Source organism: Streptomyces sp. NPDC027185 (genome assembly GCF_055567035.1).
In genome coordinates, this window is sequence record NZ_JBVHRF010000003.1 from 77,257 (window position 1) to 100,406 (window position 23,150).

At 74.5% G+C, this 23,150-nt stretch carries 19 protein-coding genes; 7 read left to right on the forward strand and 12 right to left on the reverse strand.

The window, feature by feature from the left end; genetic code table 11:
- Positions 1–56 precede the first annotated feature (56 nt).
- Together ACZ4M8_RS10775 and lysX are read right to left on the reverse strand one after the other, a co-directional pair.
- Entirely contained in the window at positions 57–851 is a 795-nt protein-coding gene (locus tag ACZ4M8_RS10775) for an aminotransferase class IV (protein ID WP_467605486.1), read from the reverse strand.
- Positions 852–951: 100 nt separating this feature from the next.
- Complete coding sequence (lysX, locus tag ACZ4M8_RS10780) at positions 952–4,266, reverse strand: bifunctional lysylphosphatidylglycerol synthetase/lysine--tRNA ligase LysX (protein WP_467605488.1); 3,315 nt, start codon at positions 4,264–4,266, stop codon at positions 952–954.
- A gap of 379 nt (positions 4,267–4,645) precedes the next feature.
- On the opposite strand from lysX, the gene ACZ4M8_RS10785 reads away from it, so the two are divergent.
- The gene (locus ACZ4M8_RS10785) at positions 4,646–4,840 is read left to right on the forward strand and encodes a hypothetical protein (RefSeq protein WP_450957673.1); all 195 of its coding nucleotides are present in this window, start codon (positions 4,646–4,648) and stop codon (positions 4,838–4,840) included.
- A 31-nt stretch (positions 4,841–4,871) separates the two neighbouring features.
- On the opposite strand, the gene ACZ4M8_RS10790 is transcribed toward ACZ4M8_RS10785, so the two are convergent.
- From ACZ4M8_RS10790 to xylB, 3 genes are all read right to left on the reverse strand, one after another.
- Positions 4,872–6,095 carry a phosphodiester glycosidase family protein gene (locus tag ACZ4M8_RS10790; protein WP_467605489.1) on the reverse strand — a complete coding sequence of 408 codons (1,224 nt, stop codon included), beginning with the start codon at positions 6,093–6,095 and terminating at the stop codon, positions 4,872–4,874.
- 111 nt (positions 6,096–6,206) lie between these two features.
- Positions 6,207–6,824, reverse strand: a complete 618-nt coding sequence (locus tag ACZ4M8_RS10795) for an N-acetylmuramoyl-L-alanine amidase (RefSeq protein ID WP_467605491.1) — start codon at positions 6,822–6,824, stop codon at positions 6,207–6,209.
- A gap of 247 nt (positions 6,825–7,071) precedes the next feature.
- The gene (gene xylB / locus ACZ4M8_RS10800) at positions 7,072–8,499 is read right to left on the reverse strand and encodes a xylulokinase (protein WP_467605492.1); all 1,428 of its coding nucleotides are present in this window, start codon (positions 8,497–8,499) and stop codon (positions 7,072–7,074) included.
- Positions 8,500–9,124: 625 nt separating this feature from the next.
- On the opposite strand from xylB, the gene ACZ4M8_RS10805 reads away from it, so the two are divergent.
- The gene (locus ACZ4M8_RS10805) at positions 9,125–9,961 is read left to right on the forward strand and encodes a hypothetical protein (RefSeq protein ID WP_467605495.1); all 837 of its coding nucleotides are present in this window, start codon (positions 9,125–9,127) and stop codon (positions 9,959–9,961) included.
- A gap of 157 nt (positions 9,962–10,118) precedes the next feature.
- Here the strand turns inward: ACZ4M8_RS10805 and mmuM are convergent, their stop codons facing one another.
- From mmuM to ACZ4M8_RS10820, 3 genes are all read right to left on the reverse strand, one after another.
- Positions 10,119–11,039, reverse strand: a complete 921-nt coding sequence (mmuM, locus tag ACZ4M8_RS10810) for a homocysteine S-methyltransferase (RefSeq protein ID WP_467605496.1) — start codon at positions 11,037–11,039, stop codon at positions 10,119–10,121.
- Between the two features lie 401 nt (positions 11,040–11,440).
- Positions 11,441–14,413 (reverse strand): glycoside hydrolase family 2 TIM barrel-domain containing protein, encoded by a 2,973-nt coding sequence (locus ACZ4M8_RS10815; protein WP_467605499.1) that lies wholly within the window; start codon positions 14,411–14,413, stop codon positions 11,441–11,443.
- Between the two features lie 409 nt (positions 14,414–14,822).
- Entirely contained in the window at positions 14,823–15,263 is a 441-nt protein-coding gene (locus tag ACZ4M8_RS10820) for a DUF3592 domain-containing protein (RefSeq protein ID WP_467605501.1), read from the reverse strand.
- Between the two features lie 772 nt (positions 15,264–16,035).
- Here ACZ4M8_RS10820 and ACZ4M8_RS10825 point away from each other — a divergent pair.
- Together ACZ4M8_RS10825 and ACZ4M8_RS10830 are read left to right on the forward strand one after the other, a co-directional pair.
- On the forward strand, positions 16,036–16,218 hold the full coding sequence (locus ACZ4M8_RS10825) for a hypothetical protein (protein WP_399082805.1): 183 nt from the start codon (positions 16,036–16,038) through the stop codon (positions 16,216–16,218).
- 458 nt (positions 16,219–16,676) lie between these two features.
- Positions 16,677–17,081 (forward strand): VOC family protein, encoded by a 405-nt coding sequence (locus ACZ4M8_RS10830; protein ID WP_467605503.1) that lies wholly within the window; start codon positions 16,677–16,679, stop codon positions 17,079–17,081.
- A gap of 549 nt (positions 17,082–17,630) precedes the next feature.
- Here the strand turns inward: ACZ4M8_RS10830 and ACZ4M8_RS10835 are convergent.
- Positions 17,631–18,413: a hypothetical protein gene (locus tag ACZ4M8_RS10835; RefSeq protein WP_467605504.1), complete on the reverse strand. Its 783-nt coding sequence runs from the start codon at positions 18,411–18,413 to the stop codon at positions 17,631–17,633.
- Between the two features lie 200 nt (positions 18,414–18,613).
- On the opposite strand from ACZ4M8_RS10835, the gene ACZ4M8_RS10840 reads away from it, so the two are divergent.
- Positions 18,614–19,549, forward strand: a complete 936-nt coding sequence (locus ACZ4M8_RS10840) for an oxygenase MpaB family protein (RefSeq protein WP_467605506.1) — start codon at positions 18,614–18,616, stop codon at positions 19,547–19,549.
- A gap of 4 nt (positions 19,550–19,553) precedes the next feature.
- Here the strand turns inward: ACZ4M8_RS10840 and ACZ4M8_RS10845 are convergent, their stop codons facing one another.
- Positions 19,554–20,165: a class I SAM-dependent methyltransferase gene (locus ACZ4M8_RS10845; RefSeq protein WP_467605507.1), complete on the reverse strand. Its 612-nt coding sequence runs from the start codon at positions 20,163–20,165 to the stop codon at positions 19,554–19,556.
- Positions 20,166–20,329: 164 nt separating this feature from the next.
- Positions 20,330–20,758 carry a PPOX class F420-dependent oxidoreductase gene (locus ACZ4M8_RS10850; protein ID WP_467605508.1) on the reverse strand — a complete coding sequence of 143 codons (429 nt, stop codon included), beginning with the start codon at positions 20,756–20,758 and terminating at the stop codon, positions 20,330–20,332.
- A gap of 154 nt (positions 20,759–20,912) precedes the next feature.
- Between ACZ4M8_RS10850 and ACZ4M8_RS10855 the strand changes: the two genes are divergently transcribed.
- Together ACZ4M8_RS10855 and ACZ4M8_RS10860 are read left to right on the forward strand one after the other, a co-directional pair.
- The gene (locus ACZ4M8_RS10855) at positions 20,913–21,332 is read left to right on the forward strand and encodes a roadblock/LC7 domain-containing protein (protein WP_399082791.1); all 420 of its coding nucleotides are present in this window, start codon (positions 20,913–20,915) and stop codon (positions 21,330–21,332) included.
- Between the two features lie 67 nt (positions 21,333–21,399).
- Positions 21,400–22,335, forward strand: a complete 936-nt coding sequence (locus ACZ4M8_RS10860) for a DUF6397 family protein (RefSeq protein ID WP_467605510.1) — start codon at positions 21,400–21,402, stop codon at positions 22,333–22,335.
- Here ACZ4M8_RS10860 and ACZ4M8_RS10865 read toward each other — a convergent pair.
- Positions 22,272–23,132 (reverse strand): acyl-CoA thioesterase, encoded by an 861-nt coding sequence (locus tag ACZ4M8_RS10865; RefSeq protein WP_467605511.1) that lies wholly within the window; start codon positions 23,130–23,132, stop codon positions 22,272–22,274. The two genes, ACZ4M8_RS10860 and ACZ4M8_RS10865, sit on opposite strands and share 64 nt — an antisense overlap.
- Positions 23,133–23,150 lie beyond the last annotated feature (18 nt).

Genomic DNA, 23,150 nt, shown 5'->3' on the forward strand with positions numbered 1-23,150 from the left:
CGCGTACGTCCGGAGCCCCGCCTTCGGACATCACCCCAGCTCAGCGCCGGTGCACCTCACGGCGCCACCGGTGTCTCCCGCTCGTGCGCGCGGTGCAGCAGCGCCACGAACTCCGGCGCCTCGGGGAGGGCTTCCGCGCCGATGCGGTGGACGGCGACGGCCGGGGTCCGGGAGTTCAGCACCACCGCCCCGCGGGCCCACCCGGCGAGCCCGTCGGGCCGTACCCCGGCCTCCCGCTGCGGTACGCCCATCCGCGCCAACTGCCGTTTGACGACGGACTGCATGACGCCGTCCAGCATCCCGGCGAGGGGCCACACCACCGCCGTACCGTCCCAGAACGCGAGGTTCCAGACCGTCGCCTCGCTCAGCCGCCCCTCCCGGTCGACGAACGCGGCGTCGTCGAACCCCTCCGCCACCGCCTGCCGCCCGAAGAACCGCTTCGCGGGCTCCCCGACGTGCTTGACGGCCGGCTGGAACCGCTCGTGCGCCACCGTCGCCAGCGGACCCGACGGCGGGAGCCCGGCGGACGCCGTCCGCACCAGTACCTCGGGCTCGCCCGCCTCCGCCGCGAACGGATCGCCCGGCGCGTGGACCAGCACCCGCAGCGACACATCGGCGGGGCTCACCGCCAGCGCCGCCCGCACATGGGCGCGGACCTCGCCGTCCGGTGTCGCCCGCCCGAACAGCTCCAGCGAGGCGGCCCGCAGCCGCGCCAGATGGAGATCGAGGCCCCGGATCAGACCGCCGCGTACCTGCATGGCGGTGAAATGGGCGGGGCCGCCGAAGGCGACGGCCGCCAGCTCCCCGGCGGTCGCGTCCCGCCCGTTGCGGTGCACCACATAAGTCGTCATGTGCGGCCAACGCACCGCCCCGGGGCCGTGTTCCCCGGCCACACAAGCGCCGCGCGCCCCTCCCGGGGGAGAGGCGCGCGGCGTCAGGGGTGCGGACCGCTCAGCGGCGCCGGACCAGCGGGAACGGCAGCGTCTCGCGGATCGACAGACCGGTGAGGAACATGACCAGCCGGTCCACGCCGATGCCCAGACCACCGGTGGGCGGCATCGCGTACTCCAGCGCCTGGAGGAAGTCCTCGTCCAGCTCCATCGCCTCCACGTCACCGCCCGCCGCCAGCAGCGACTGGGCGGTCAGCCGCCGCCGCTGCTCGACCGGGTCGGTCAGCTCGGAGTAGGCGGTGCCCAGCTCCGTGCCGAACGCGACGAGGTCCCAGCGCTCGGCGAGCCGCGGGTCCTTGCGGTGCTGGCGGGTCAGCGGTGAGACGTCCGTCGGGAAGTCCTTGTAGAACGTCGGCAGCGTCGTGCGTTCCTCCACCAGCCGCTCGTACATCTCCAGCACGATGTCGCCGCGGCCCATCTCCGGCTTCACCGGAACCGACGATGCGTCGCACAGCCGCCGCAGCGTCCGCGCGTCGGTGTCCGCACCGACCTCCTCGCCCAGCGCCTCGGAGATCGCGCCGTAGACCGTCTTGACCGGCCACTTCCCGGAGATGTCGTGCTCGACCAGCCGGCCGTCCGCATCCGCCTTACGGGCGGTCGCGGTGCCGAACGCGGCGACCGCCGCGCCCTGGATCAGCTCCCGGGTCAGGTCGAGCATCACGTCGTAGTCGGCGAACGCCTGGTACGCCTCCAACATCGTGAACTCGGGGTTGTGCTTGTACGAGATGCCCTCGTTGCGGAAGGTCCGCCCCATCTCGAAGACCTTCTCCATACCGCCCACGCAGAGCCGCTTGAGATACAGCTCGGGCGCGATCCGCAGATAGAGGTCGAGGTTGTAGGCGTTGATGTGGGTGTGGAACGGCCGGGCGTTGGCGCCGCCGTGGATCTGCTGGAGCATCGGCGTCTCGACCTCCAGGTAACCCCGGTCGATCAGCCCCTGCCGCAGCGCCTGCACGGCCGTGCTGCGGGCCCGTACGGTCTCCCGGGCGTCCGGCGAGACGACGAGGTCGACGTAGCGGTGGCGGACCTTCGCCTCCGGGTCGGTCAGACCACGCCGCTTGTCGGGCAGCGGCCGCAGGCACTTGGCCGTCAGCCGCCAGTCCGTGACGAAGACGGTCAGCTCACCGCGGTCACTGGCGCCGACCTCGCCCTCGGCCTCGACGTGGTCGCCGAGGTCGATGTCGGAGCCGAAGCGCTCCAGCAGTTCCTTGCCGGTGGTATCGCGGGTCAGCGCGATCTGCAGGTCACCGGACCAGTCCCGCAGCACCGCGAAGAGCACACCGCCGTGGTCGCGGGTGAGCAGCACCCGCCCGGCGATCCGTACCGTCTCCCCGGTGTGCGCCCCGGCGGCCAGGTCCGGATGCGCGTCGCGGACCGCGCCGAGCGTGTGGGTGCGCTCCACCCCGACCGGGTACGGGTCGGTGCCCTCGGCGCGCAGCCGCTCCAGCTTCAGATGACGGGTGCGCACCTGCTCGGGGAGGGCGGCCAGCTCCCGCTCCCGCTGTTCCTCGGCGGTCGGCGCCTCGCTGACCAGGCCCAGCTCCTCCAACGAGGGCAGTCCGGCGGTGCTCGCCGGGGCCAGCAGCTTCTTCTTGTGCCCCTTGCCCCACAGCTTGCCCAGGCTCGGTACGGCGACGAAACCCTCGGCGATGCCGGAGGCGAGGCCGATCCGGGCCAGCGCACCGGTGTCGGCGTAGCACAGGAACCGCGGGTACCACTCGGGCGCGTACTTCGCGTTGGAGCGGTAGAGCGCCTCCAGCTGCCACCACTTGGAGAAGAACAGCAGCAGCCGGCGCCAGAACTTCAGCACCGGGCCCGCGCCGATCCGCGCGCCCTCCTCGAAGGCGGAGCGGAACACCGCGAAGTTCAGCGAGATGCGGTGCACCCCGAACTGCCCGGCCTGCGCGCACAGCTGCGCGACCATGAACTCCATGACGCCGTTGGGCGCGCTGCGGTCGCGCCGCATCACGTCCAGCGAGATGCCGTCGTCGCCCCAGGGTACGAACGACAGCAGCGCGATCATCCGGCCGTCGCCGTCGAACGCCTCGGCCAGCAGGCAGTCGCCGTCCTCGGGGTCGCCGAGGCGGTCCAGGGCCATGGAGAAGCCGCGCTCGGTCTCGGTGTCGCGCCAGGCGTCGGCGCGGTCGATGACCTCGCGCATCTCGGCGTCGCTGAGCGCCGAGTGACGCCGTATCCGGCAGGTGGCGCCGGTGCGCTGCACACGGTTGACGGCCTGCCGGGTGACCCGCATGTCGCGGCCGTCCAGCTCGAAGTCCTTGACGTGCAAGATCGCCTCGTCGCCGAGTTGCAGGGCGCCGAGACCGCAGCGGGCGAACGCCTTCGCGCCCTCCTCGCTGGCGCCCATCACCGCGGGCTGCCAGCCGTAGCGTCCGGCGACCTCCAGCCACGCCTCGATGGCCTGGGTCCACGCCTCGCGGTCGCCGACCGGGTCACCGCTGGCCAGGCAGACGCCCGCCTCCACGCGGTAGGTGACGGCGGCCTTGCCGCTGGGGGAGAAGACGACGGCCTTGTCACGGCGGGTGGCGAAGTAGCCCAGCGAGTCGTCGCCGCCGTAGCGGGCCAGCAGCGCCCGGATACGGGCCTCCTCGTCGCCGTGCAGCGCCGCTTCCATCCGCTGGGAGCGGAAGAGCGTGGCGGCGGCGTTGAGCAGGGCGAGCGCGCCGAAGAGGCCGAGCAGGGTGATGATCCAGTGCGGCGGGTGCCCCTCGACGAGCCGGCCGCCGACCAGTCCGCCGCAGACCCGGTTGGCCGCCCACAGCAGCCGGTTGCCGGCGCCGTGCTCCAGCGAGCCGGGGAACAGTGTCACCAGGCCCCAGCCGAGCAGTACGGCGGCGACCAGCCCGGCCACCAGCACGCCCGCGGCGCGGACGAAGGCGCCGCGCCGGGTGATGGCGTAGAACTCGCGGTGGGAGACGACGAGCAGGACGAGGATGGCGGTGCACACCGCCAGCGAGACCGCGAACTCCCAGTACCCGGCGGCGAGGAACAGCGCGTCCGCGAGGGCGACCAGCAGCATGTAGGCGACGACGAACCACAGCGCCACCCGCTTGCGGGCGGCCATCGCCGCGCCGAGCAGGAACAGGAAGGCGGCGTAGGCGAAGTTCGGCGTCACCGGGATGGTGAGGGTGTCCAGCCAGTAGATCGCGGGGTGCAGCCCGCGCCGCAGCGGTCCGAAGAGCGCCGTCACGGCGCAGAAGAGCCCCAGCACACCGAAGGCGATGGCGAAGCCGTTGGGGACGCGGTGTCTGAACCGCCGCCACCCCGTGAGTTGATCCTGGTCCTGCACGGTGCTCATTCCGTCACATTAAGCTTGGAAAAGGGATATTCGGCCGACGTGGGAGCGCACGGTGGCCGCGCACGGCGGGCCGTATGCCCCACGGATCGCCGTGGGGCGCGCTGTCGGGTCATGGTGGTACTTCCGTCGGCCGGGGGTGTGCGCCGGCGCGGAAGGCGCCGGGCGTATCCGTCGCTAAGACGGCTGGGGGCGGGGCCTCGTTGCCCGCGGAAAAAGTGATCCGCGACACACGCGTGCCGGGAACTCCGGGGCGGGAAGGGGTGTGACCCGCAGTGATCACCCGGATGGGGTACCGGATCGCGGCCGGGATTTTGCCGGAAATGCGCCAAAATTGCCACCCCTAGCCGTCCGATCGGGCGGCCGTCGCGGAGGTGCACCCATGGCTCTGACGATCTCGGTCGTCCTGTTGCTGCTCATTCTGGCAGCGATCTTCCTGCGCAGCGGAAAGCTGAAGCTCTCGCATGCCATCGTCTGCACGCTGCTCGGCTTCTACCTGGCGAGCAGCAGCATCGCCCCCGACCTGCGGCACAGCCTCTCCGGCGCCGCCGACGTGATCGGCAGCGTCCGCCCCTAGCCGGCGGGCCGCCCGCCGTCCGGGGCCGGTGTCAGCCGCGCGCGAAGACCCCGAGCGCGTTCGCCACCGGACGCTCCGCGCCGCCCGACGGATGGTTGCGCACCACGACCGGCCCGCCGTGCGCTGCGGTCACCAGCGTCGAGGAGCCGCCGCCGTCCAGGTCCACGCCGTCCCGCGCGCCGATGCCGCGCAGGACGGCGGCCAGTTCGGCGAGGGTGAGCCCCGGCTCGCCCGGGGTGCCGTCCAGGGCGAGCAGGTACAGGGTGCGGCCGCCGTCCCCGATCCCGGCGCCGGTCCGTACCGCCGGTGTGACGGTGTCGGTGCCCGGCACGGTCAGTCCGCCCCGGAGCACCGCGAACCCGCCGACCGCGCACCGCAGCGGTGCGCCGCCGCGGGCGGTCAGCCGGTGTCCGACGCGTACCGGCTCGCCCGGCCGCAGGGCCGCCAGCCGACGCGCGCCCGCCTCACGGCCGAGCAGCACCTGATCGCCGGGGGCCACCGCGCCGCCGGGACGGTCGGCGACCGCCACGACCCGGCCGCGGCGCACGGTCACCTCCCGCACCCGCGCGGTGCACGGCGCCGCCCGGTCGGTGTCGGTGCCGCACACGGCGCGCGCCCGCGCGGCGGAGCCCCAGCGGGAGGCGTACGCGCCGATGCCGTCCACCGGCAGCGCGTACTGGTTCAGCCCGGTGAGCGGCAGGGTGCCGTGGCCGGTGACCGCCGCGCCGCGCAGGGTGAGCCGGTCAAGCCGTGCCCGCCGGTCGTAGCCGATGCCGAGGACGTCCCCGGTGCCGGTGCCGGGCGGCGGCGCGGGGCCGAACCGCTGACCGGCGGGGACGGCGGCCTTCAGGGCGTGCCCGGCGGCGACGGCCGGGCCGACCGGGGCGCCGGTCGCCGGGACGCCGGGGTGCTGGACCTCGACGAAATGGAAGAAGTCGCCGTTGACCGCGGCGAGCGCGCCGCGCGCCGCGGCCAGTGCGGAGACCGGGGCCCGCGCGGCGACGGTCCCCGGGTACAGCAGGTCCACCGTGACCCGCGGCGCCCGCAGGTCCACCGTCAGCAGATGGCCGTGGGCGGTGCCGCGCGCCACGGCCACCCGGAACGTCGTATAGGTGACGCCCGGCGCCTGCCGGACGGCCGGTGCGATGGTCAAGGTGGTGGCGGCGCCGGCCCGGGGGCCGCCGGCCACGGCCAGGATGCTCCAGACGGCCAGCGCGGTCAGCGCCGCGCGCAGTGTGCCCCGTCGACGTCGCACGGTCCCTCCCGAGGTCGCACCGACCCTCGCGGCGCCCGGCGTCGTCGCCGTGGCGGGCGGGTGTCGGTGCGGCGGACATCTCGGGAACGGCCGCGCCGGGGGCGCGGACCGTCAGGCGCGGCCCTTGACCAGCTCCATGTAGCGGGCCCAGTCCCAGTACTGGCCCGGGTCGGTGTGGTCGGTCCCGGGCACCTCGACGTGGCCGATGATGTGCTCACGGTCCTTGGGGATGCCGTACCGGTCGCAGACCGCGGCGGTCAGCGCGGCGGATTGCCGGTACAGCGCGTCGGTGAACCACTTCGGGTCGTCGATCCAGCCCTCGTGCTCGATGCCGATGCTGCGGGTGTTGTAGTCCCAGTTGCCCGCGTGCCAGGCGACGTTCTTCTCGCTGACGCACTGGCTGAGATAGCCGTCCGAGGAGCGGACGACGTAGTGCGCCGCCGCCTTGTGGTTCGGGTCCTTGAAGAGCTTGAGGGTGTCGGCGAACGTCTCCTGCGTCACGTGGATGACGACCAGCTCGACCGGATACTCCTTCGGGCGGTCGGCCTCCGTGAAGTTGGCGGGGTCGGCGGCGGACCAGTGCACGGGCGGATAGCCGGCCGCCCGGCGCCGGGCGCCGCGGGGGAGGGCGGCGGCGCTGCCGGACGAGGTCAGCGCGGCGGCCGTGGCGAGGGCTGCGGCGCCGGTGAGCAGACGGCGGCGGGGCAGGGAGGTGCGGTCGGGCTCCATGCGTACTCCTGACGAGGCCGAGGGGGGACGCGTACATGACACGTGTGGCCGGTGTGTTCATGATGCGCAGCCGTCCCCCGGCTGCCAAGGCCCTCCGAGTGGTGCCAATGGCCCGACCAAAGGTGGAACTCGCAGGTGGCGCAAGGGACTTGGAGGTGACACGCCGTCACCCGGATGCCGTAACGATCCCGGTGGCGTCCGGGCGTGCCGTGCCGGCCGGTCCGCCGGCACGGTCCCCGGCCCGCCCTCACCGCCGCAGCAGCGCGTCCCCGTCGGCCAGGGTCGCGGTCAGGCGCTCCCAGGTGGCGGTGTCCCGCTCGTACGGGGCGTACGCGGTGCCGCGGGCGGTGCCCCAGCGCCGGGCCACGGCCGCCGGGTCCTCGTCGAGGAGCAGCCCCGCGGCCTGTGCCGCCGCGCCCAGGGCGACCAGTTCGCGGGCGTCGGGCACCTCCACCGGGCGCCCCGACAGGCGCCGTACCGTCTCCCGCCAGGCCCGGCCCCGCGCGCCGCCGCCGATCAGCAGCAGCGGGGCGTCGGCCGGGGAATCGGCGTCCAGCACCTGGTCCACCGCCTTCAGCAGCGCGAACACCGCACCGTCGTAGGCGGCCTGGAGGACCTGACCGGGCGTCGTGTCGTGCCGCAGTCCGTGCAGCAGGCCCGACGCGCCCGGCAGATTGGGGGTGCGCTCCCCGTCGAGGAAGGGCAGCAGCACCACCTCGCCGCCCGCCTCCACCGCCTCCCGGTCGCGGCCCAGCAGCGCGGCGATCCGGTCGACGGCCAGGGTGCAGTTGAGGGTGCAGGCCAGCGGCAGCCAGTCGCCGCGCGCGTCCGCGAAACCGGCGACCGTACCGGACGGATCGGCCGGCCGCCGCCGGGAGACCGCGTAGACCGTGCCGGATGTGCCCAGGCTCAGCACCGGCCGGCCCGGCCGCAGCCCGAGGCCCAGCGCCGCCGCCATGTTGTCCCCGGTACCCGCCGCGACCAGCGCGCCCCGGGGCAGCGGCAGTTCCCCGGTGCGTACGGTGCCCGCCGCCTCGCCGGGGGCGGCGACGCGGGGCAGCGCCGCCGGGTCCAGCCCGATGTGGTCGAGGACCGCGGGGTCGTACGCCCCGGTGGCCGAGGACCACCAGCCGGTGCCGGAGGCGTCGCCGCGGTCGGTGACCGCCTCGCCGGTCAGCCGTTCGGTGAGGTAGTCGTGCGGCAGCCGGACCGCGGCGGTGGCGGCGGCCGCGGCCGGTTCCCGCTCGCGCAGCCAGGCCCACTTGGCGACGGTGAACGCCGCGCCCGGCACACTGCCGATCCGCTCGGCCCACGCGGCGGGCCCGCCGCGCTCCGCCACCAGCCGCTCCGCCTGCGGCGCGGACCGTACGTCGTTCCACAGCAGCGCGGGCCGCACCGGCGCACCCGCCGCGTCCAGGGTGACCAGCCCGTGCTGCTGCCCGGCCACCGACACCGCGCCCGCCCGCCCCGCCGCGTCCCCGCACTGCCCCAACGCCTCGGCGAGCGACGCCCACCAGCTCCCCGGATCGCTCTCCTTGCCCGCGCCGCCACCGGCGTGCGGGGCCCGGCCGCGGGCGACGACCGTGCCGGAAGCCGCGTCCACCACCAGCGCCTTCGTGGACTGCGTCGAGCTGTCCACCCCGACGACGAACGGTCCCGCTGCCTGTGCCCCCATCGCGCACTCTCCCTCCGCCCGGCCGCGGACCGGGCCGTTCGGCCACCGCGCCCGGGGCGCTCCCCGGTGCGGTGCCGCATCGTAGTGCGGCCCGGCCCCCGGGCGGCCCGGGGCCCGGGGGCCCGGCCGGGCGCCCCACGGACCGGAGCCGCTCCGGTCCGTGGGGCGCCCGCCGCGTGCGTACGCGCCGGACCGCCGCCCGCCGCTCCCCGGGCTCGTGGCGAGGCGCGCGGTGTCGTCTGTGACATCGCGTCACCCGGCCCGGTGCCGAAGAGCGCGCCCGCCCGCGGAGCCCCGGCCCGTCACAGATCCGGCGAACTCCACGCCGTACGTGTCCGGAAGGGCCGCCCAAAACCGGCTCCCGGCGCACCGCGCGGCGAGGCGTGGTGCGGGCCGCCCGCCACACCCGCCGTCACGAGGTGCCGCAGCAGGGCGGCCCGGGCGGGCTCGGGCGGTGGCGGCGCGGTTCGTCCAGGGGCAGGGCGATGAACACGTCAAACTTCCGGGCCGTAGGGTGGAGCGGGTGGCCGTGGTCCGTGCCCGCCTCCGGACATTTCAGCCGCCGTCCGTATCAGCTCGATAACCGGGTTCCCCAAGCCCCCGTAAAGAAGCGATTATCTCTGCCATGAGCTTTCCGCCGCCTCCGCCGCCTCCGAACCAGCCCCCGAACGACGGTCAGGGCGGCTTCGGCCCGCCTCCTGGCGGCTACGGCGCCCAGGGCCCGGCACAGGGCGGATTCGGCCAGGGCGGGTTCCCGCCGCCCGGAGGAGCGCCGGCCGGTCCGCCGCCCGGCGGTTTCGGTCCGACCGGTCCCGGCTTCGGCCCGGCGGGCCCCGGCGGCCCCGGCGCTCCCGGGGGCTGGCAGCCGCCGCCCCCGCCGCCGTCCGGCGGCGGCAACAACGGCAAGATCATCGCGGCGATCATCGGCGGCGGAGTGCTGGTGCTCGTCGTGGTCTTCGGCATCATCGCGATGACCGGTGGCAGCGACGACGACAAGAAGAACCGCGCCACCCCGACCGCGAGCAGCGACGCCTCACCCAGCGCCACCCCCGACAGCTCCAGCAGCCCCACGGGCTACCCGACCGACGACGCCTCCCCGACGCCGACGGACGACACCATCCCGTTCTACAAGCTGAAGGTCGGCGACTGCTACGACCTCCCGGCGGACGGCAGCGGCAACAACGAGGCGGCCTCCTGCGACGGTTCGCACGACGCCGAGGTCGTCTCCGTCCACCAGCTGCGCTCCGGCTTCACCTCCAGCTCCGACATCAAGGAGGAGGCCGCCCGGATCTGCAAGAGCGACCTGGAGAGCAAGGCCGCCCGCCAGCCCGCCGGCACCGCCGAGGGCACCTACGTGCAGTTCCCCAACCTCAAGGGCTACGACCTCGGCATCAAGAGCGTCAGCTGCAGCCTGATGGGCAACCGCACCGGGACCAAGAAGCTGCACGCACCGCTGTCCTGACCATCGCGCCGCCCCGGCCCGGGGCGGCGCACCCGGGGCCGTGCGCCACCGCGCGGACGCCCCCGGGGAGCGGTCGACGGGTCTGCCGGGCGGGCGCTCCGGCACGAGGCGCGCCCCGGGCGCCGCCCGGCCCGGCGGCCTCGCCCCGCCGCTCCCGTCAGCCCCGCAACTGCGCCGCCAGCGCGCGGATCTGTGCGGGGCCCACCCGGCAGCAGCCTCCGATGAGCCGCGCCCCGGCCGCCGCCCAGCCGGCCACACTCCCCGCCGCGAACTCCGGCGTCCCCGACCAGGCGCGGGCGTCGGCGTCCCAGCTCTCCCCGCTGTTCGGGTAGACCACGACCGGCTTGCCGGTCACCCGCGCCGCCACCTCGACGGCACGGTCCACATCGCCGGGCGCACAGCAGTTGACGCCCACCGCGACGATCTCCGCAGCCTCCGCCGCCACCGCGAACGCCTCCTCCAGCGGCTGCCCCGCCCGCGTGGCCGCCCCCGCCACGCTGTACGAGAGCCACGCCGGGGTGTCCAGCCCGCGCACCGCCCGCACCAGGGCCCGCGCCTCGTCGGCGTCCGGCACCGTCTCCAGCGCCAGCACGTCGGGGCCGGCGGCCGCCAGGACCTCCAGCCGCGGCCGGTGGAAACGCTCCAGCTCGGCCACGGTCAGCCCGTACCGGCCCCGGTACTCCGAACCGTCCGCCAGCATCGCGCCGTACGGCCCGGCGGACGCGGCGACGTACAGCGGACCGGCGACGCCGTCCGCCCGCGCCCGGTCGGCGGCCTCCCGGGCCAGTGCCACGGAGCGGCCGAGCAACTCCGCGGCCCCGGCGGCGTCGACACCGCGCCGCGCGAACCCCTCGAACGTCGCCTGATAGCTGGCCGTGATGGCGACCTGCGCGCCCGCCGCGTAGTACGCGCGGTGCGCCTCGACGACCGCCTCGGGCTCCTCGGCGAGCAGCCGGGCCGACCAGAGGGCGTCACCGAGATCGTGGCCCGCGGCCTCCAACTGGTTGGACAGCCCGCCGTCGAGCACCACCGGCCCCGCGGCGAGAGCGGCGGCGAACTGCGGGGACGTACGGACCATGGGGGACCTCTCCGGGGAACGGCGGAACGGGGACGGGGCACGGACGTCGTCCGGACCCACCTGCCCGGATCGTAACGCCGCCCGGTGACGGCGAGCGGTCACGGGGAGGGCGACGGATCCGGAGCGTTCCTGGTCAGCTCGGTGTGCAGCCGCTCCGGCACCGCGTGCCCGAGGACCGTGGCCGGGTGTCCTGCCGGAGAGCGTCACGCCCGGACCGTACGGTTCTCCGGCGCCGCGCCGGCCGGTGCCGCACTGCGCGCCGATGACCGCGACCGGAGCCACGCCGCCGCCCTCGCCGGCTCCGCCCAGGATCTGCTGCTCGTCGCCCACGGCCGCAAGCTCCCGCCGGGCCGCCTCCGGGGCGCGCCGCCGCTCCGCCCTGAGGCCTTCGTGCGTACGCCTCACCGCACCCTGGAGAACGTGAACGCGAACCGCGCGGGTCCGGCCGCCAACCGGTGCCGGGGAAGGACACCGGGACCGCAGGAGCGGCTGCCGAGGCCGTGCTGGGCGTGGTCGAGATGGAGCCACACCTGGTCACCGGCGGTCAGATCGGTGGTGTGCCGGGCGGCGTCCAGCTCCTCGGTGGTCCAGCGGCGGGCCGTGAGGAAGAACTCCGGTACGCCGTCGATCCGCAGCCCGGTGCCGTCGGGCCGGGTCAGCTCCGCCCACCGCACCCCGGGCCGGGCCCCGTTCTCCTGCGGGCGGACGTACGGCGTCTGCAACGCGTCGACGGACGCCTCCCAGCGCCCCAGGCGCGCGGCCGCCCGGCTGTCGGGGTAGCCCTCGCCGGGGCCGCCGCCGAACCACCGCGCATGGCCGAGGGCGCCGGGCACCGCCATCCGCATCCCCAGCCGCGGCAGCGGAACGAGCCATTCCCCCTCGGGCTCGACGGCCACCTCCAGCCGCAGCGACCCCGCCGTGGCCGACCAGCGGTGCACCACGCGCAGCGCCGCGTCCGTCCCGGCGGCCGCGACCCGCGTCCGCACCGTCAACCCCTCCGGCGAGACGGTCACGGCGTCCGTGCGGTGGTGCATACGGTGCAGACCGGCACGGCGCCAGGCGGCGGCCGGGCCCGGGTCCGGCTTACCGGGCGCCGCCTCGTCGTTGTCGGTGGGCGCCCGCCAGACATCGAGCCGCGGACCGCGCACCGGCTCGCCCGCCACAGCGGTGAGCAGGCCCGTCGCCGGGTCGAAGACGCCGGGACCCAGCGCGAGGGTGCCCTCCGGCCGGAGCGGCGCCACCGGCGCCCGGGACGGGCCAGAGCGGCGCCCCGGCGCGCGGGCGGGCAACTGGCCCCAGGCGACCTCGTGCCCGGCCGCTGCCCACGCGGTGTCCTCCGCCAGCACCGCCCGGACCGTCCACCACGCCTCCGGCCCGGCCCCGTCCGCCCTGTTCCCGCCGGGCGCCCCGGCGGGCGGCGACGGCACCGGCGGCAGCGCCACCTCGCACGCCGCGCCCGCCGCCGTCTCCGGGAGCTCCAGCGTGCCCGCGCCCCACACCGCGCCATCCACCTCGTACGCCCAGCGGAACGCCAGCCCCGAAAGGTCCGCAACGTCATGGAGATTGCGGATCACGACCGTACGGGGCACCCCCTCCGGACCGTCACCGCCCGCCGTGATCCGCACCGGCTCGACGACCTTCTTCAGCTCCGTCAGCCCCGGCGACGGCGTACGGTCAGGGAAGACCAGCCCGTCGCAGACGAAGTTCGCATCGTGCAGCTCCTCGCCGAAGTCGCCGCCGTAGGCGTGGAATTCCGCGCCCTCCGGGGTGGTGCGGCGCAGTCCGTGGTCCAGCCACTCCCAGACGAAACCGCCCTGGCAGCGCGGGTACGTCTCGAACAGCCGCTGGTACTCGCTCAGCCCGCCGGGCCCGTTGCCCATCGCGTGCGCGTACTCGCACAGCACGAACGGCAGCTCCCGCCGGTGCGCGGCCAGGGCGGCGTCGGCCGGCGGCTCCTCCGTCCGCCGCCCGATCCGCTCCACCTCGGCGTGGTCGGCGTACATCCGCGAGTACACGTCGGTGTCGGCGCAGTCCGGATCGCCCTCGTAGTGCAGGGGCCGGGACGGATCGCGCCGCCGCATCCAGGCGGCCATCGCGGACAGTCCGCGGCCGGTACCGCATTCGTTGCCCAGCGACCACATGATGACGCTGGGATGGTTCTTGTCCCGCTCGACCATGCGGCGGGCCCGGTCGAGCAGCGCGGGCTCCCAGCGCGGATCGTCGACCGGGTTGTTCCGCCACCCCAGGGCACGGAAGCCGTGGGTCTCCAGATCGCACTCCTCCACGACCCACATCCCCAGCTCGTCACAGAGGGCGAGGAACGCCGGATGCGGCGGATAATGGCTGGTGCGCACCGCGTTGAGGTTGTGCCGCTTCATCAGCAGCAGATCGCGCCGCATCGTCGCGGTGTCCAGGGCGCGGCCCCGCACCGGGTCGAACTCGTGGCGGTTGACGCCGCGCAGCAGAATGCGCCGGCCGTTGACCTGCAGCAGTCCGTCCGCCACCCGGACGGTACGGAAACCGATCCGCAGCGGCACCCGCTCGCCCGGCGTGACCAGCTCACCGTCGTACAGCACCGGCGTCTCCGCCGACCACGGGCGGACGGCGACGGTCGCGCTCCCGCCCGTCGCCAGCTCCAGGCCGAGCGCCGGTACGGTCACCCGGCCCGGCGGATCGCAGCTGACACGGAGCGTGCCGAGGCCCGTGGTGTGGTCGTACCCGGCGTGCACGAAGTGGTCGGTGACCGACCCTTCGGGGCGGCTGTGCAGCGTCACCTCGCGGAAGATGCCGGGCAGCCACCACTGGTCCTGGTCCTCCAGATAGCTGCCCGACGACCACTGGTGCACCCGGACGGCCAGCACGTTGCCGCGCCGCCGCAGCAGCGGGCCCACCGGGAACTCGTGCGCCAGCCGGCTGCCCTTGAAATGCCCCAGCTCCGTGCCGTTGAGCCACACCCGGGCACAGGACTCCACCCCGCCGAAGTGCAGCACCGCCGGGCCGTCCGGCCAGCCGGCGGGCAGGTCGAAGCGGTACCGGTGGTCGCCGGTCGGGTTCTCGTCCGGCACCCGCGGCGGATCGACCGGGAAGGGGTACGCGGTGTTGGTGTACGCGGGCGCGCCGTGCCCCTGGAGCACCCAGTGGCCCGGCACCCGCAGCTCGGCCCACCGCTCGTCGTCGAAGTCCGGGTCGGCGAACGCGGTGTCCCGGGCGGTGGCCGTCGGCGACAGCCGGAACCGCCAGCGGCCCTCCAGCGACAGCCGTGCGGCGTCGGACCCGGCGTACCAGGACCGGGGCGGCAGCGCCCCGGCGCCCGGCGCCCGGTCCTCGTGATACGGCAGGGTGTCCCGGCCAGGGGCCGGCGGCGTACCGGACATGTTTCCTCCTCGCTGCGGGGCACCGGCCCGGTGGCGGGCAGTGGCGCGGGGTCGCGATGGGATGGATGCGGCGCGGTGCGGCGTCGAACGGTGCGGTGCGATCGGTGCGTCAGGGCTCGGTGCGGCGGGGTCTCGGCGAAGCCCCCGGTTCAGCGAAGCACGTCCCGCCCCCCGCCCGCAGGAGGACGCCACGGACCGACGCTACGGACCGGCCGACCGGACAGCCGCACACGGGAGAGCCGGTACGGACGCGATACGGCCACCGGCAGTGGCCCTGCCGCGGCCGGCACGTGATACCTCGTCAGGACGCTCCCGCCGCAGGCACCCCAAGGGCAGCCCGCGACCGGCGTGAAGAGCGCCACTCCTCGGCCGCCCGAGAGGAGGGGACGAGGGAAGGCTGCGGAGTCTCCTAGAAGGTGCCGCCGAAAGGCATTGCCACGAGGAGATACAGCCCGAATCCGGTGGCCACGACGCCTATCGCGGTGAAAAACCAATAGGCGGAGCCTCCGTCGTAGCCCTGGAGCGCCGCGTTGTCGGGGTCGGCCGGGTCGTAGTAGATCACCACGCGGGTGCCCACCTTGAATCGTCCTTTTCCGCTCTTGTACATGCTGGGGCAGTACTCGTGCCGGTCGCCGTCCGGCGTCTGCCAGGCCACGACGGGGGAGTAGAGCCGCTGCCCGTCGCCGTTGCTGCGGCCGTGCCGGACGACCTCCCCGTACGCCCTGACTCCGGCCCGCCGCATCTTCCTGGTCTTGCGGATGTTCCGTATTCCGACGGTCAGAAAAGCCGCACCGAAGATCAGCACGAAGACGAAGGCGAACGGTGCGCTGTACCCACTGGACTCTTCCATGCCAGGAAACACGCGCCTCCCCGCACCGGAGTTCCGGCGACGCCGACGAGGGCGCAAAGCAGCCCCTGCGGTGACGGCCCCGGGACGGCGTCGCCGGTGGGCGGAATTCCTCCGCCCCCGGCCCTCCTCCCCGCCCTGGTAGCACCGGTGGCGCTGCTCCCTCCGGCCGGGGCCCTGGCGCGCGGGCCGGTACGGACGCTTGTGGAGGTTGGCCTGAAGCCGGCCCGGGGGCCGGTGGAGGCCGGTGGAGGTGGCGGAGACGGCGGTGGCGGGGCTCATCGGGGAGCCCGGCTGCCGCTCGTCAGCTTGTGGAGGGCCCGGGAGCGGCCTCGTCCCGGCCCGCCGCCGAGGTGCTGCGGGCCCTCGGCGGGCCCGATACAGGGTGCCGACCTGCCGGGAGCCCGGCTCGGCGCCCCCGCGCCACGCCTTGCCCGGGGCGCTTCCCCGGGCGCTGTGACGGACCAGGCTCCGTGGTGTCCGGAGCGAGGTCCGGGAGCGCACCGCCCGGAAGCCGGAAGCCGGTCCGCCCGGCGCGGGGCAGGCCCGCCGACAGGGCGACGGCGCAGCCGGGCGGTTCCCGGCAGGCACGGTGGAGGGACGGGGCTACCGGCTGCCACGGGACACGGCGGGACGGACTCCCCAGGCCCGACCGCGCGCCCGGTGTGGCGCCGGAGGCCACCGGGCGCGCAAGCTGGCCATGGAACCTGCGAGGCCCGCACGGCGTTCAAGAAGTGACAGAGCGCGGTACGTGCCGCGGAAGGGGAGTGAATCCATGTCCACACGGGCGAAGGTTGCAGTGGGTGGCGTCGCGGTGGGAGTGATCCTGCTGTGGCTGCTGCCGCTCTGGGCGGCCCTCCTGGTGATGGTCGGAGTGCCGGCCATCGCCTATCTGACGCTCGACCCCTCCCAGCGCCGCCGTCTGCGGCGCGTGAGCCGCAAGCAGCTCGGCCGCTGAGCCGGCGGACACACCGGGGCGCCCACCACCGGCGGAAGGCGGACACCGCCGGCCGACGGGGGCGCCCCGGGCACGTCCGGGGCCGTACGCCCCGGGCCGCTCGCGGCCGGCGGAGGCCGCCCGATTCCTGAGCCCGGCGGATTCCGTGCCGCGGGGCGGCGCGACGCCCGGGACCACCTCCACGGACGGACCGGCGGCGATCCCTGAGCCGTGTGTCGTGATCCGTGGCCGTGTGCGGCCACTCACGGACCTGCCTCCCCGATGGACGCCGGAACGACCCGAGCTGCCCAGGACTCCGCACCCTGCGCAGCCCCCGCAGCCCCCGCAGCCTCCGGCCTCGGACGCGCCCGCGGCCTCGGCCGAAAGGACCGCGACCCTGGCCCGATGCCCGTACCGCCCTCTCGCGCCTACGCTCCGGAAACGGCCCGAGACCATCTCCGCAGCGAAAGGGGGCCGCCGTGCCGTTCACCGGCGCAAGCCACATCCGTATCGCCCGACCGTCCCGTGATCTCGCCGAGGCCGAGCGGTTCTGGGTGCAGGGGCTGGGGCTCACGGTGCTCCACCGGACCGCGGGCGGGCCCGGACTGCACGACCTGCTCATGGTGGGACACCCGGACGCCTCCTGGCACCTCGAACTGGTCCACGACGCCGAGCACCCCGAAGAGCCCCGTCCCACCGAAGAGGACCTGCTGGTCATCTACCTGGACGGGCCCGTCCCCGAGGACCTGGTCTCCCGGCTCGTCAGGTACGGCGGCAGGCGCGTCAGCTCACCGAACCCGTACTGGAACACCTGGGGCGTCACCGTCGAGGACCCGGACGGCTACCGCCTCGTCCTCTCCACACGGGACTGGCGGAACTCCTGACCGGAGGACCGCGAGCCCCACTCCCGACAGACTCCGGGCGAGCCGCCTCGCCCGGGTGAAGCCGCCCGCCCGCAGGGTCCCGGGCCGGGCGGCTTTCCCCTCTCCTCTCCTGTCCGTGTCACGCCGGTCCGTATGCCGTGCCGTTCAGCCCGCGCTCACCCTCGTACGGCCCCCGCGCCGGTGCCCGCACTCCGGTACGCGGGGCGGGGCGCCACCGGCCGGTGGTTGTCGGAAGGACGCCTGCGGGCGCCGAGGGCGCGGCCACCGCGGAACGCGCCGTCGCGGCCCGCCGCCGGGCCGTGGCCGTGACGCTTCCCCCGAGCCGTCACCGCCTGACCGAAGACCGTCTCCGAGGCCGCGGTGCCGGCCGTCCGCCCCGCCGTCGCCAAGGCCCCTGCGCGGCGCTTCCCCGTCACCGTCACCTGGATGCGCGCACCACTCATCACCTGCATCAATGCCTCCCCGTGGGTCTCGTCGACCGATGCAGGACAAGTCCATCACGAGGGTCTGACAATCGAGGCCGACGCACGCGGCGCCGCCCGGCCGCCCTCAGACGGGTCGGGCCGCGAGCGCGTCCAACGACTCCAGCAGCGCGGGCAGTTCCGGCCCCCGGCCCACGGGGTGCACCTCGCCCGGCTCCTCGTCCAGCAGCACGAAGGCGATGTCGTCGGTGCGGGCCACCATGCTCCACCCCGGGCCGTCCACCCGCAGCGTGCGCGCCTCGCCGGCGGCGAAGGACGACCGGACCCGCCCCGGCGGCGGAGGCTGCGCCACATAGCCCCGCGCCTCGGCCATGGCCCGCCGGACACCGTCGTGCGGCTGCGCACCGGGTGCCACGAACGTCACCTCACCGGCGGCCTGTTCGCGCCAGGAAGCCCACTGCAACGCGATCTCGTCGGCCCCCAACCGCCGCTGCGCGGGTCCCCACACCGAGGCATCCGGCGGGGTCAGCGGCGGCCGGCCGCCCTCCTCGGGCGCGGGATCGTGCGGCTCGGGCACCCCGGGCGCGGCCACGGCCAGGGCCAGCGGCCAACCGGGCAGAGCGGCGACGACACCGTCCTCCCCGGGGGAGAGGTCGTACGCCATACCGCAGTCCCACGCGGCGACGGCGCACGCCACCAACGGCACGTCCTCGGTGACCACGGTCCACCGGGCGCCCCGCCCGTCCTGCCCGAGGACCAGCCCGTAGCCCTCGGCATACGGTGCGAGGCCGAGCCTCGCGCACACCTCGGGGTAGTCGTCGCCGAGCACGCTCGGGAACTGCGCGGGCGTCAACAGCACCGCCGTCAGCACGAACAGCTCGTCATCGTCAGCGCTCTCGCCCGTCGCCACGCGAGCCACCCCATCCGGTCGGTCCGACACGTGTCGGCGCACCTTAAAGGGACCGGCACGGCCTTGTCACCGGACGAGGACGGCTCCCGGTGGTGGCGGGCGCCACGGCGTCTTCCGGCCACGCTGCCCGGCGAGCCTGCGGGCGACGCCCCCGCCCGTCTTAAGGTCGAAGCCTTCCAACCGAACGGACGGGGCAAAAGGTGCGGCGCTACGATTGGCTGAAGGAAATCCGGCGACTCGACCCGGAACGCGACCACCTGCGGATCTACCGCATCACCGCGACCCTCGAATTCCCCTGGGACATGGCCAGGGCCCTGGAACTGGCCCTCTACCGCACCTACGCGGTGCCCAGCATCGGCCGGCTGCTGGCCGAGACCGCGGAACTCACCGACCGCACCCAGAAGCGCTACGACGACACCGCGCTCCTCCTGGACGCCGTCGTCGAGCACGGCTTCGACGGCACCGAGGGCCGCGCCGCGATCCGCCGTATCAACCAGATGCACCGCAGTTACGGCATCAGCGACGACGACATGCGCTACGTCCTGTGCACCTTCGTCGTGGTGCCCGAACGCTGGATCGGCCGGTACGGCTGGCGGCGGCTGAGCGACCACGAGACCCACGCCATGGCCACCTACTACGCCACCCTCGGCCGCCACATGGGCATCACCGACATCCCGCGCACCTACGAGGAGTTCGCACACTGCCTCGACAGCTACGAGGAGGCCCACTTCGGCTGGGACGAGGGCGCCCGGCGGGTGTCCGACGCCACCTTGGACCTCATGGCCGGCTGGTACGGTCCGCTCGCCCCGGTGGTGCGCGGCGCGAGCATGGCGCTCCTGGACGACTCCCTGATCGCCGCCTTCCGGTACCGGCCGCCTCGCCCGGCCGTCCGCAGGGCGGTGCACACCGCCCTGCGGCTGCGTTCCCGCGCGGTGCGGCTGATGCCCCCGCGCCGCACCCCTCACTACGCCCGGCAGAATCCCGAGATCAAGGGCTACCCCAACGGCTTCCGCATCACCGAACTGGGCACCTTCCCCGGACGACGGGCGGGCACCTGCCCTGTGCCGCACCCGGAGGGCCCGTCGACGGCCACCGGGGGAGCCGGCCCCGCGCCCGGTACCGGGGAGACCGTCTGAGCACTCAGCCCCGGCGCACCGCCACCGCCAGGTACCGCTCGTCCTCGTCGGCGTACCGCACCAGCTCCCAGCCCGCGCCCGCCAGCAGGGGCCGCAGGTTCGGCTCGGCCCGCAGGTCCTTTGGGGTGAGCGTCCGTCCCTTACGGGCGGCGAGCGCGGCCCGCCCCACCGGCTGGAACAGCGCCAGCCGTCCCCCGGGGCGGACGGCCCTGGCCCATTCGCCGAGGGCGCCCGCCGGGTCCGGAACGTGGGAGAGCAGCCCCGCGGCGAAGACGGCGTCGAGCGCCGCGTCGCCGACGGGAAGGCGGGACGCGTCGGCCAGCAGCAGGAACGCCGACGCGTCCCGCCCGGCCCGCACGGCGGCGTCCAGCATCTCGGGGGTGAGGTCGGCGCCCAGCACGAGCCCGTGCGCCCCCACCGCGCCCCGTAGCGCGGGCAGCGCCCGGCCCGTACCGCAGCCCGCGTCCAGAACGCGTTCCCCGGGCCGCAGGTCCAGCGCGGCGACACCGGCCGCGTAAGCAGGTCCGTCACCCGGGAAACGCGCGTCCCAGCGGGCCGCACGCGGGCCGAAGAAAGCCCGTACGTCCCGCGGGTCTTGGGTGTCTCCGTGGGCCATACGGGCTCCTCACTGGCGGGGCGGCGCCCGTCGGGGGCCGTCGGGGCGGAACGGGAGACGGCGGACGGACGGGCCGCCACCGTGCCGGTGCTCTCCGCCCCAGTGTGCCGCGAGCGGCGCCCCGGGGGCGGCGCGGGCCGTCACCGGACGCCGCACCGCCCGGGTCACGCAGCGAGATCGGCCATGGCGATCACCTTGTCGATCCGCACCCGGACGACCAGTTCACCGGGGACGCCGTTGCGCGCGCCGAACTCCTCGGCCCGCTCCTCGCCCATGTAGCGGGCCGCGATACGGGTCGCCCAGTGGCGTACGTCCGTCAGGTCCTCACCGACCTCGGCGGTGCCCTGGACGACGACGAATGAGAACGGCGGCCGCTCATCGTCCACACAGAGCGCCACCTCGCCGTCGCGCAGCAGGTTGCGGCCCTTGACGGTCTCCTTGCCGGTGTTGAACACCAGCTCGTCGCCGTCCATGACGAACCAGACCGGAGCCACATGGGGCCGGCCGTCGGCCCGGACGGTCGACAATTTTCCGGTTCTGGTTCCTTCGGAGAGGAACTTCAGCCACTCGTCTTTCCTCATTTTTCGCGCCATGCGCACATACTCCCCATCCGCAGCGATCGTGCCGCACAGGGCACGCCGCAGGGCCGCTTGCCGAGAAGCCGGAGGTGGGCCACGCTGGCACAGCAGTCATGTACCAGCTGCCGTCCGCGCCAGGGTGGGGACGGAGATACGGGGAGGATGCGGCATGGCACTGACCAGCGGGCTCGACTGGCTGCTGGACGATCTGACACAGCGTGTGGAGAAGGTGCGGCACGCGCTGGTTCTCTCCAACGACGGCCTGGTCACCGGCGTGAGCCAGGGCCTCGCACGACAGGACGCGGAGCATCTGGCGGCCGTCGCCTCGGGCCTGCACAGCCTCGCGAAAGGCTCCGGGCACCACTTCCGCGCCGGACGGGTCCGGCAGACGATGGTCGAGTTCGACGACGTGGTCCTCTTCGTGACCGCCGCGGGCGACGGCAGCTGCCTGTGCGTACTGGCGGGCAACAACGCCGACATGGGCCAGATCGCCTACGAGATGACGCTGCTCGTCAACCGCGTCGGCGAACATCTCGGCGTCGCGGCACGCAAACCGCAGAGTTATCCACAGGCCCGAGAGCAAGGTTGACCGGCTGTCATACACCCCCGCTACAGTCGTGACTGTCAGTGACCAACCGGACTGCGGGGGAAACGCCATGACAGTCATGCCCGACGGACAGCAGACACTCACAATGGGCCAGGCCGCCCGTGAACTGGAATTGCGCACGGGGGAGTTGGAGCTCGCCGTCCAACTCGGCGCGGTGCACACGGTCCCGGGGGGAAAGGCCGCGCGGCCCGGCGCGGCGCACCTCCGGCGCCGCGTCCCGGCCGGAGAGATCGACCGGCTGCGCTCCGAGCCGGACTACCCGGACGCCTTCCGGGAGCGGATCCGCACCGTCGGCACCACCGAGGCCGCCGCCCTGATGGGCATCGGCCCCGGCCGCTTCCTGCGCCTGACCAAATCGGGCTGCTTCGCCCCCGTCAGGTTCTACGTCAACCGCTACGGCGCCCTCGTCTGGCTCTACCTCGCCTCCGAGGTCGCCCTCTTCACCCGTCGCGAGCCCGAAACGCTGCACGCCAACACCCCGGCCGCGGTACGGACGATGCTGGACGAGGGACAGGACTGGCGGGCCCGTCAGTGGCGTGGCCGACGCGTCGCCCAGCTCATGGGGCAGGCCGCCGATGCCTGGGAGGAGGCCGCCGTCATCGCCGCGGTGCTGCCTCCGGAGGAGTTCGCCTCCGTCGTGCCCGACCCGGCGGAGCGGGCCGTGCTCCGCGGCCTCAAGCCCCACTTCGCCTCCGTGATCACAGCGACCGCGGCCGCCCGTGAATCCTTCGAAAGCGTGCTGACCGCCGAGGAGTTCGACGAGGTGCTGTGGTATCGCGTCAACCTCTCCCGCGCCGTCGCACGGGCCCGCACCGCGGCGCCGCACCGCACACGGAGCGTCACCAGCGGGCCGGCCGCCATGCCCCGCCGACGACGGCCCGCGGCACCGACCGCCCCTGATCGGCGCCGGCCGCCCGCCCCTCAGACCGGGCGGAAGAGGCCCTCCTGGACGACGGAGACCAGCAGCCTGCCCTCCCGGTCGTAGATCGAGCCGCGGGCCAGACCCCGGCCACCCGTCGCGATGGGGGACTCCTGGTCGTACAGGAACCACTCGTCGGCGCGGAACGGCCGGTGGAACCACATGGCGTGGTCGAGGGAGGCCATGTCGAAACCGCGCGGCCCCCAGAGCGGCTCGACCGGGAGACGGACCGCGTCCAGCAGTGTCATGTCGCTGGCGTAGGTCAGCGCGCAGGTGTGCACCAGCGGATCGTCACCGAGCGGCCCGACCGCGCGCATCCACACCGCGCTGCGCGGCTCGGCCCCCTCGACCTCCTGTGGTGTCCACCGCAGCCGGTCGACGTACCGGATGTCGAAGGGCTGCCGCCGGGCCATGCGCTCCAGGGCCTCGGGCACCGTGCCCAGATGCGCGCGGGCTTCCTCCGCGATCGTCGGGAGGTCCTCCGGTCCGGCCACCTGACGGAGCGGCAACTGATGGGTGAAGCCGGGTTCCGGCTTGTGGAAGGAGGCGGTCAGATTGAAGATCGTACGTCCCTGCTGGACGGCGACGACCCGGCGCGTGGTGAAGGAACGCCCGTCACGCACCCGCTCGACCTGGTACACGATCGGCACCCCGGGGCGGCCCGGACGCAGAAAGTACGCATGGAGGGAGTGGACCGGCCGGTCCCCGTCCGTGGTCCGCCCGGCCGCCACCAGCGCCTGCCCCGCGACCTGCCCGCCGAAGACCCGCTGGAGGGACTCCTGCGGACTCCGGCCGCGGAAGATGTTCACCTCGATCTGCTCCAGATCGAGCAGATCGACCAGTCTCTCCGCCGGATTCGTCATCACCGATGGCCCTCCTCC

Coding starts and splice junctions, on each gene's coding strand:
- ACZ4M8_RS10820 (WP_467605501.1), bottom strand. CDS start 15,263: ATGGAAGAGTCCAGTGGGTACAGCGCACCGTTCGCCTTCGTCTTCGTG.
- lysX (WP_467605488.1), bottom strand. CDS start 4,266: ATGAGCACCGTGCAGGACCAGGATCAACTCACGGGGTGGCGGCGGTTC.
- ACZ4M8_RS10775 (WP_467605486.1), bottom strand. CDS start 851: ATGACGACTTATGTGGTGCACCGCAACGGGCGGGACGCGACCGCCGGG.
- ACZ4M8_RS10855 (WP_399082791.1), top strand. CDS start 20,913: ATGGCACTGACCAGCGGGCTCGACTGGCTGCTGGACGATCTGACACAG.
- ACZ4M8_RS10845 (WP_467605507.1), bottom strand. CDS start 20,165: ATGGCCCACGGAGACACCCAAGACCCGCGGGACGTACGGGCTTTCTTC.
- ACZ4M8_RS10795 (WP_467605491.1), bottom strand. CDS start 6,824: ATGGAGCCCGACCGCACCTCCCTGCCCCGCCGCCGTCTGCTCACCGGC.
- ACZ4M8_RS10805 (WP_467605495.1), top strand. CDS start 9,125: ATGAGCTTTCCGCCGCCTCCGCCGCCTCCGAACCAGCCCCCGAACGAC.
- ACZ4M8_RS10825 (WP_399082805.1), top strand. CDS start 16,036: ATGTCCACACGGGCGAAGGTTGCAGTGGGTGGCGTCGCGGTGGGAGTG.
- xylB (WP_467605492.1), bottom strand. CDS start 8,499: ATGGGGGCACAGGCAGCGGGACCGTTCGTCGTCGGGGTGGACAGCTCG.
- mmuM (WP_467605496.1), bottom strand. CDS start 11,039: ATGGTCCGTACGTCCCCGCAGTTCGCCGCCGCTCTCGCCGCGGGGCCG.
- ACZ4M8_RS10785 (WP_450957673.1), top strand. CDS start 4,646: ATGGCTCTGACGATCTCGGTCGTCCTGTTGCTGCTCATTCTGGCAGCG.
- ACZ4M8_RS10860 (WP_467605510.1), top strand. CDS start 21,400: ATGACAGTCATGCCCGACGGACAGCAGACACTCACAATGGGCCAGGCC.
- ACZ4M8_RS10850 (WP_467605508.1), bottom strand. CDS start 20,758: ATGGCGCGAAAAATGAGGAAAGACGAGTGGCTGAAGTTCCTCTCCGAA.
- ACZ4M8_RS10815 (WP_467605499.1), bottom strand. CDS start 14,413: ATGTCCGGTACGCCGCCGGCCCCTGGCCGGGACACCCTGCCGTATCAC.
- ACZ4M8_RS10865 (WP_467605511.1), bottom strand. CDS start 23,132: ATGACGAATCCGGCGGAGAGACTGGTCGATCTGCTCGATCTGGAGCAG.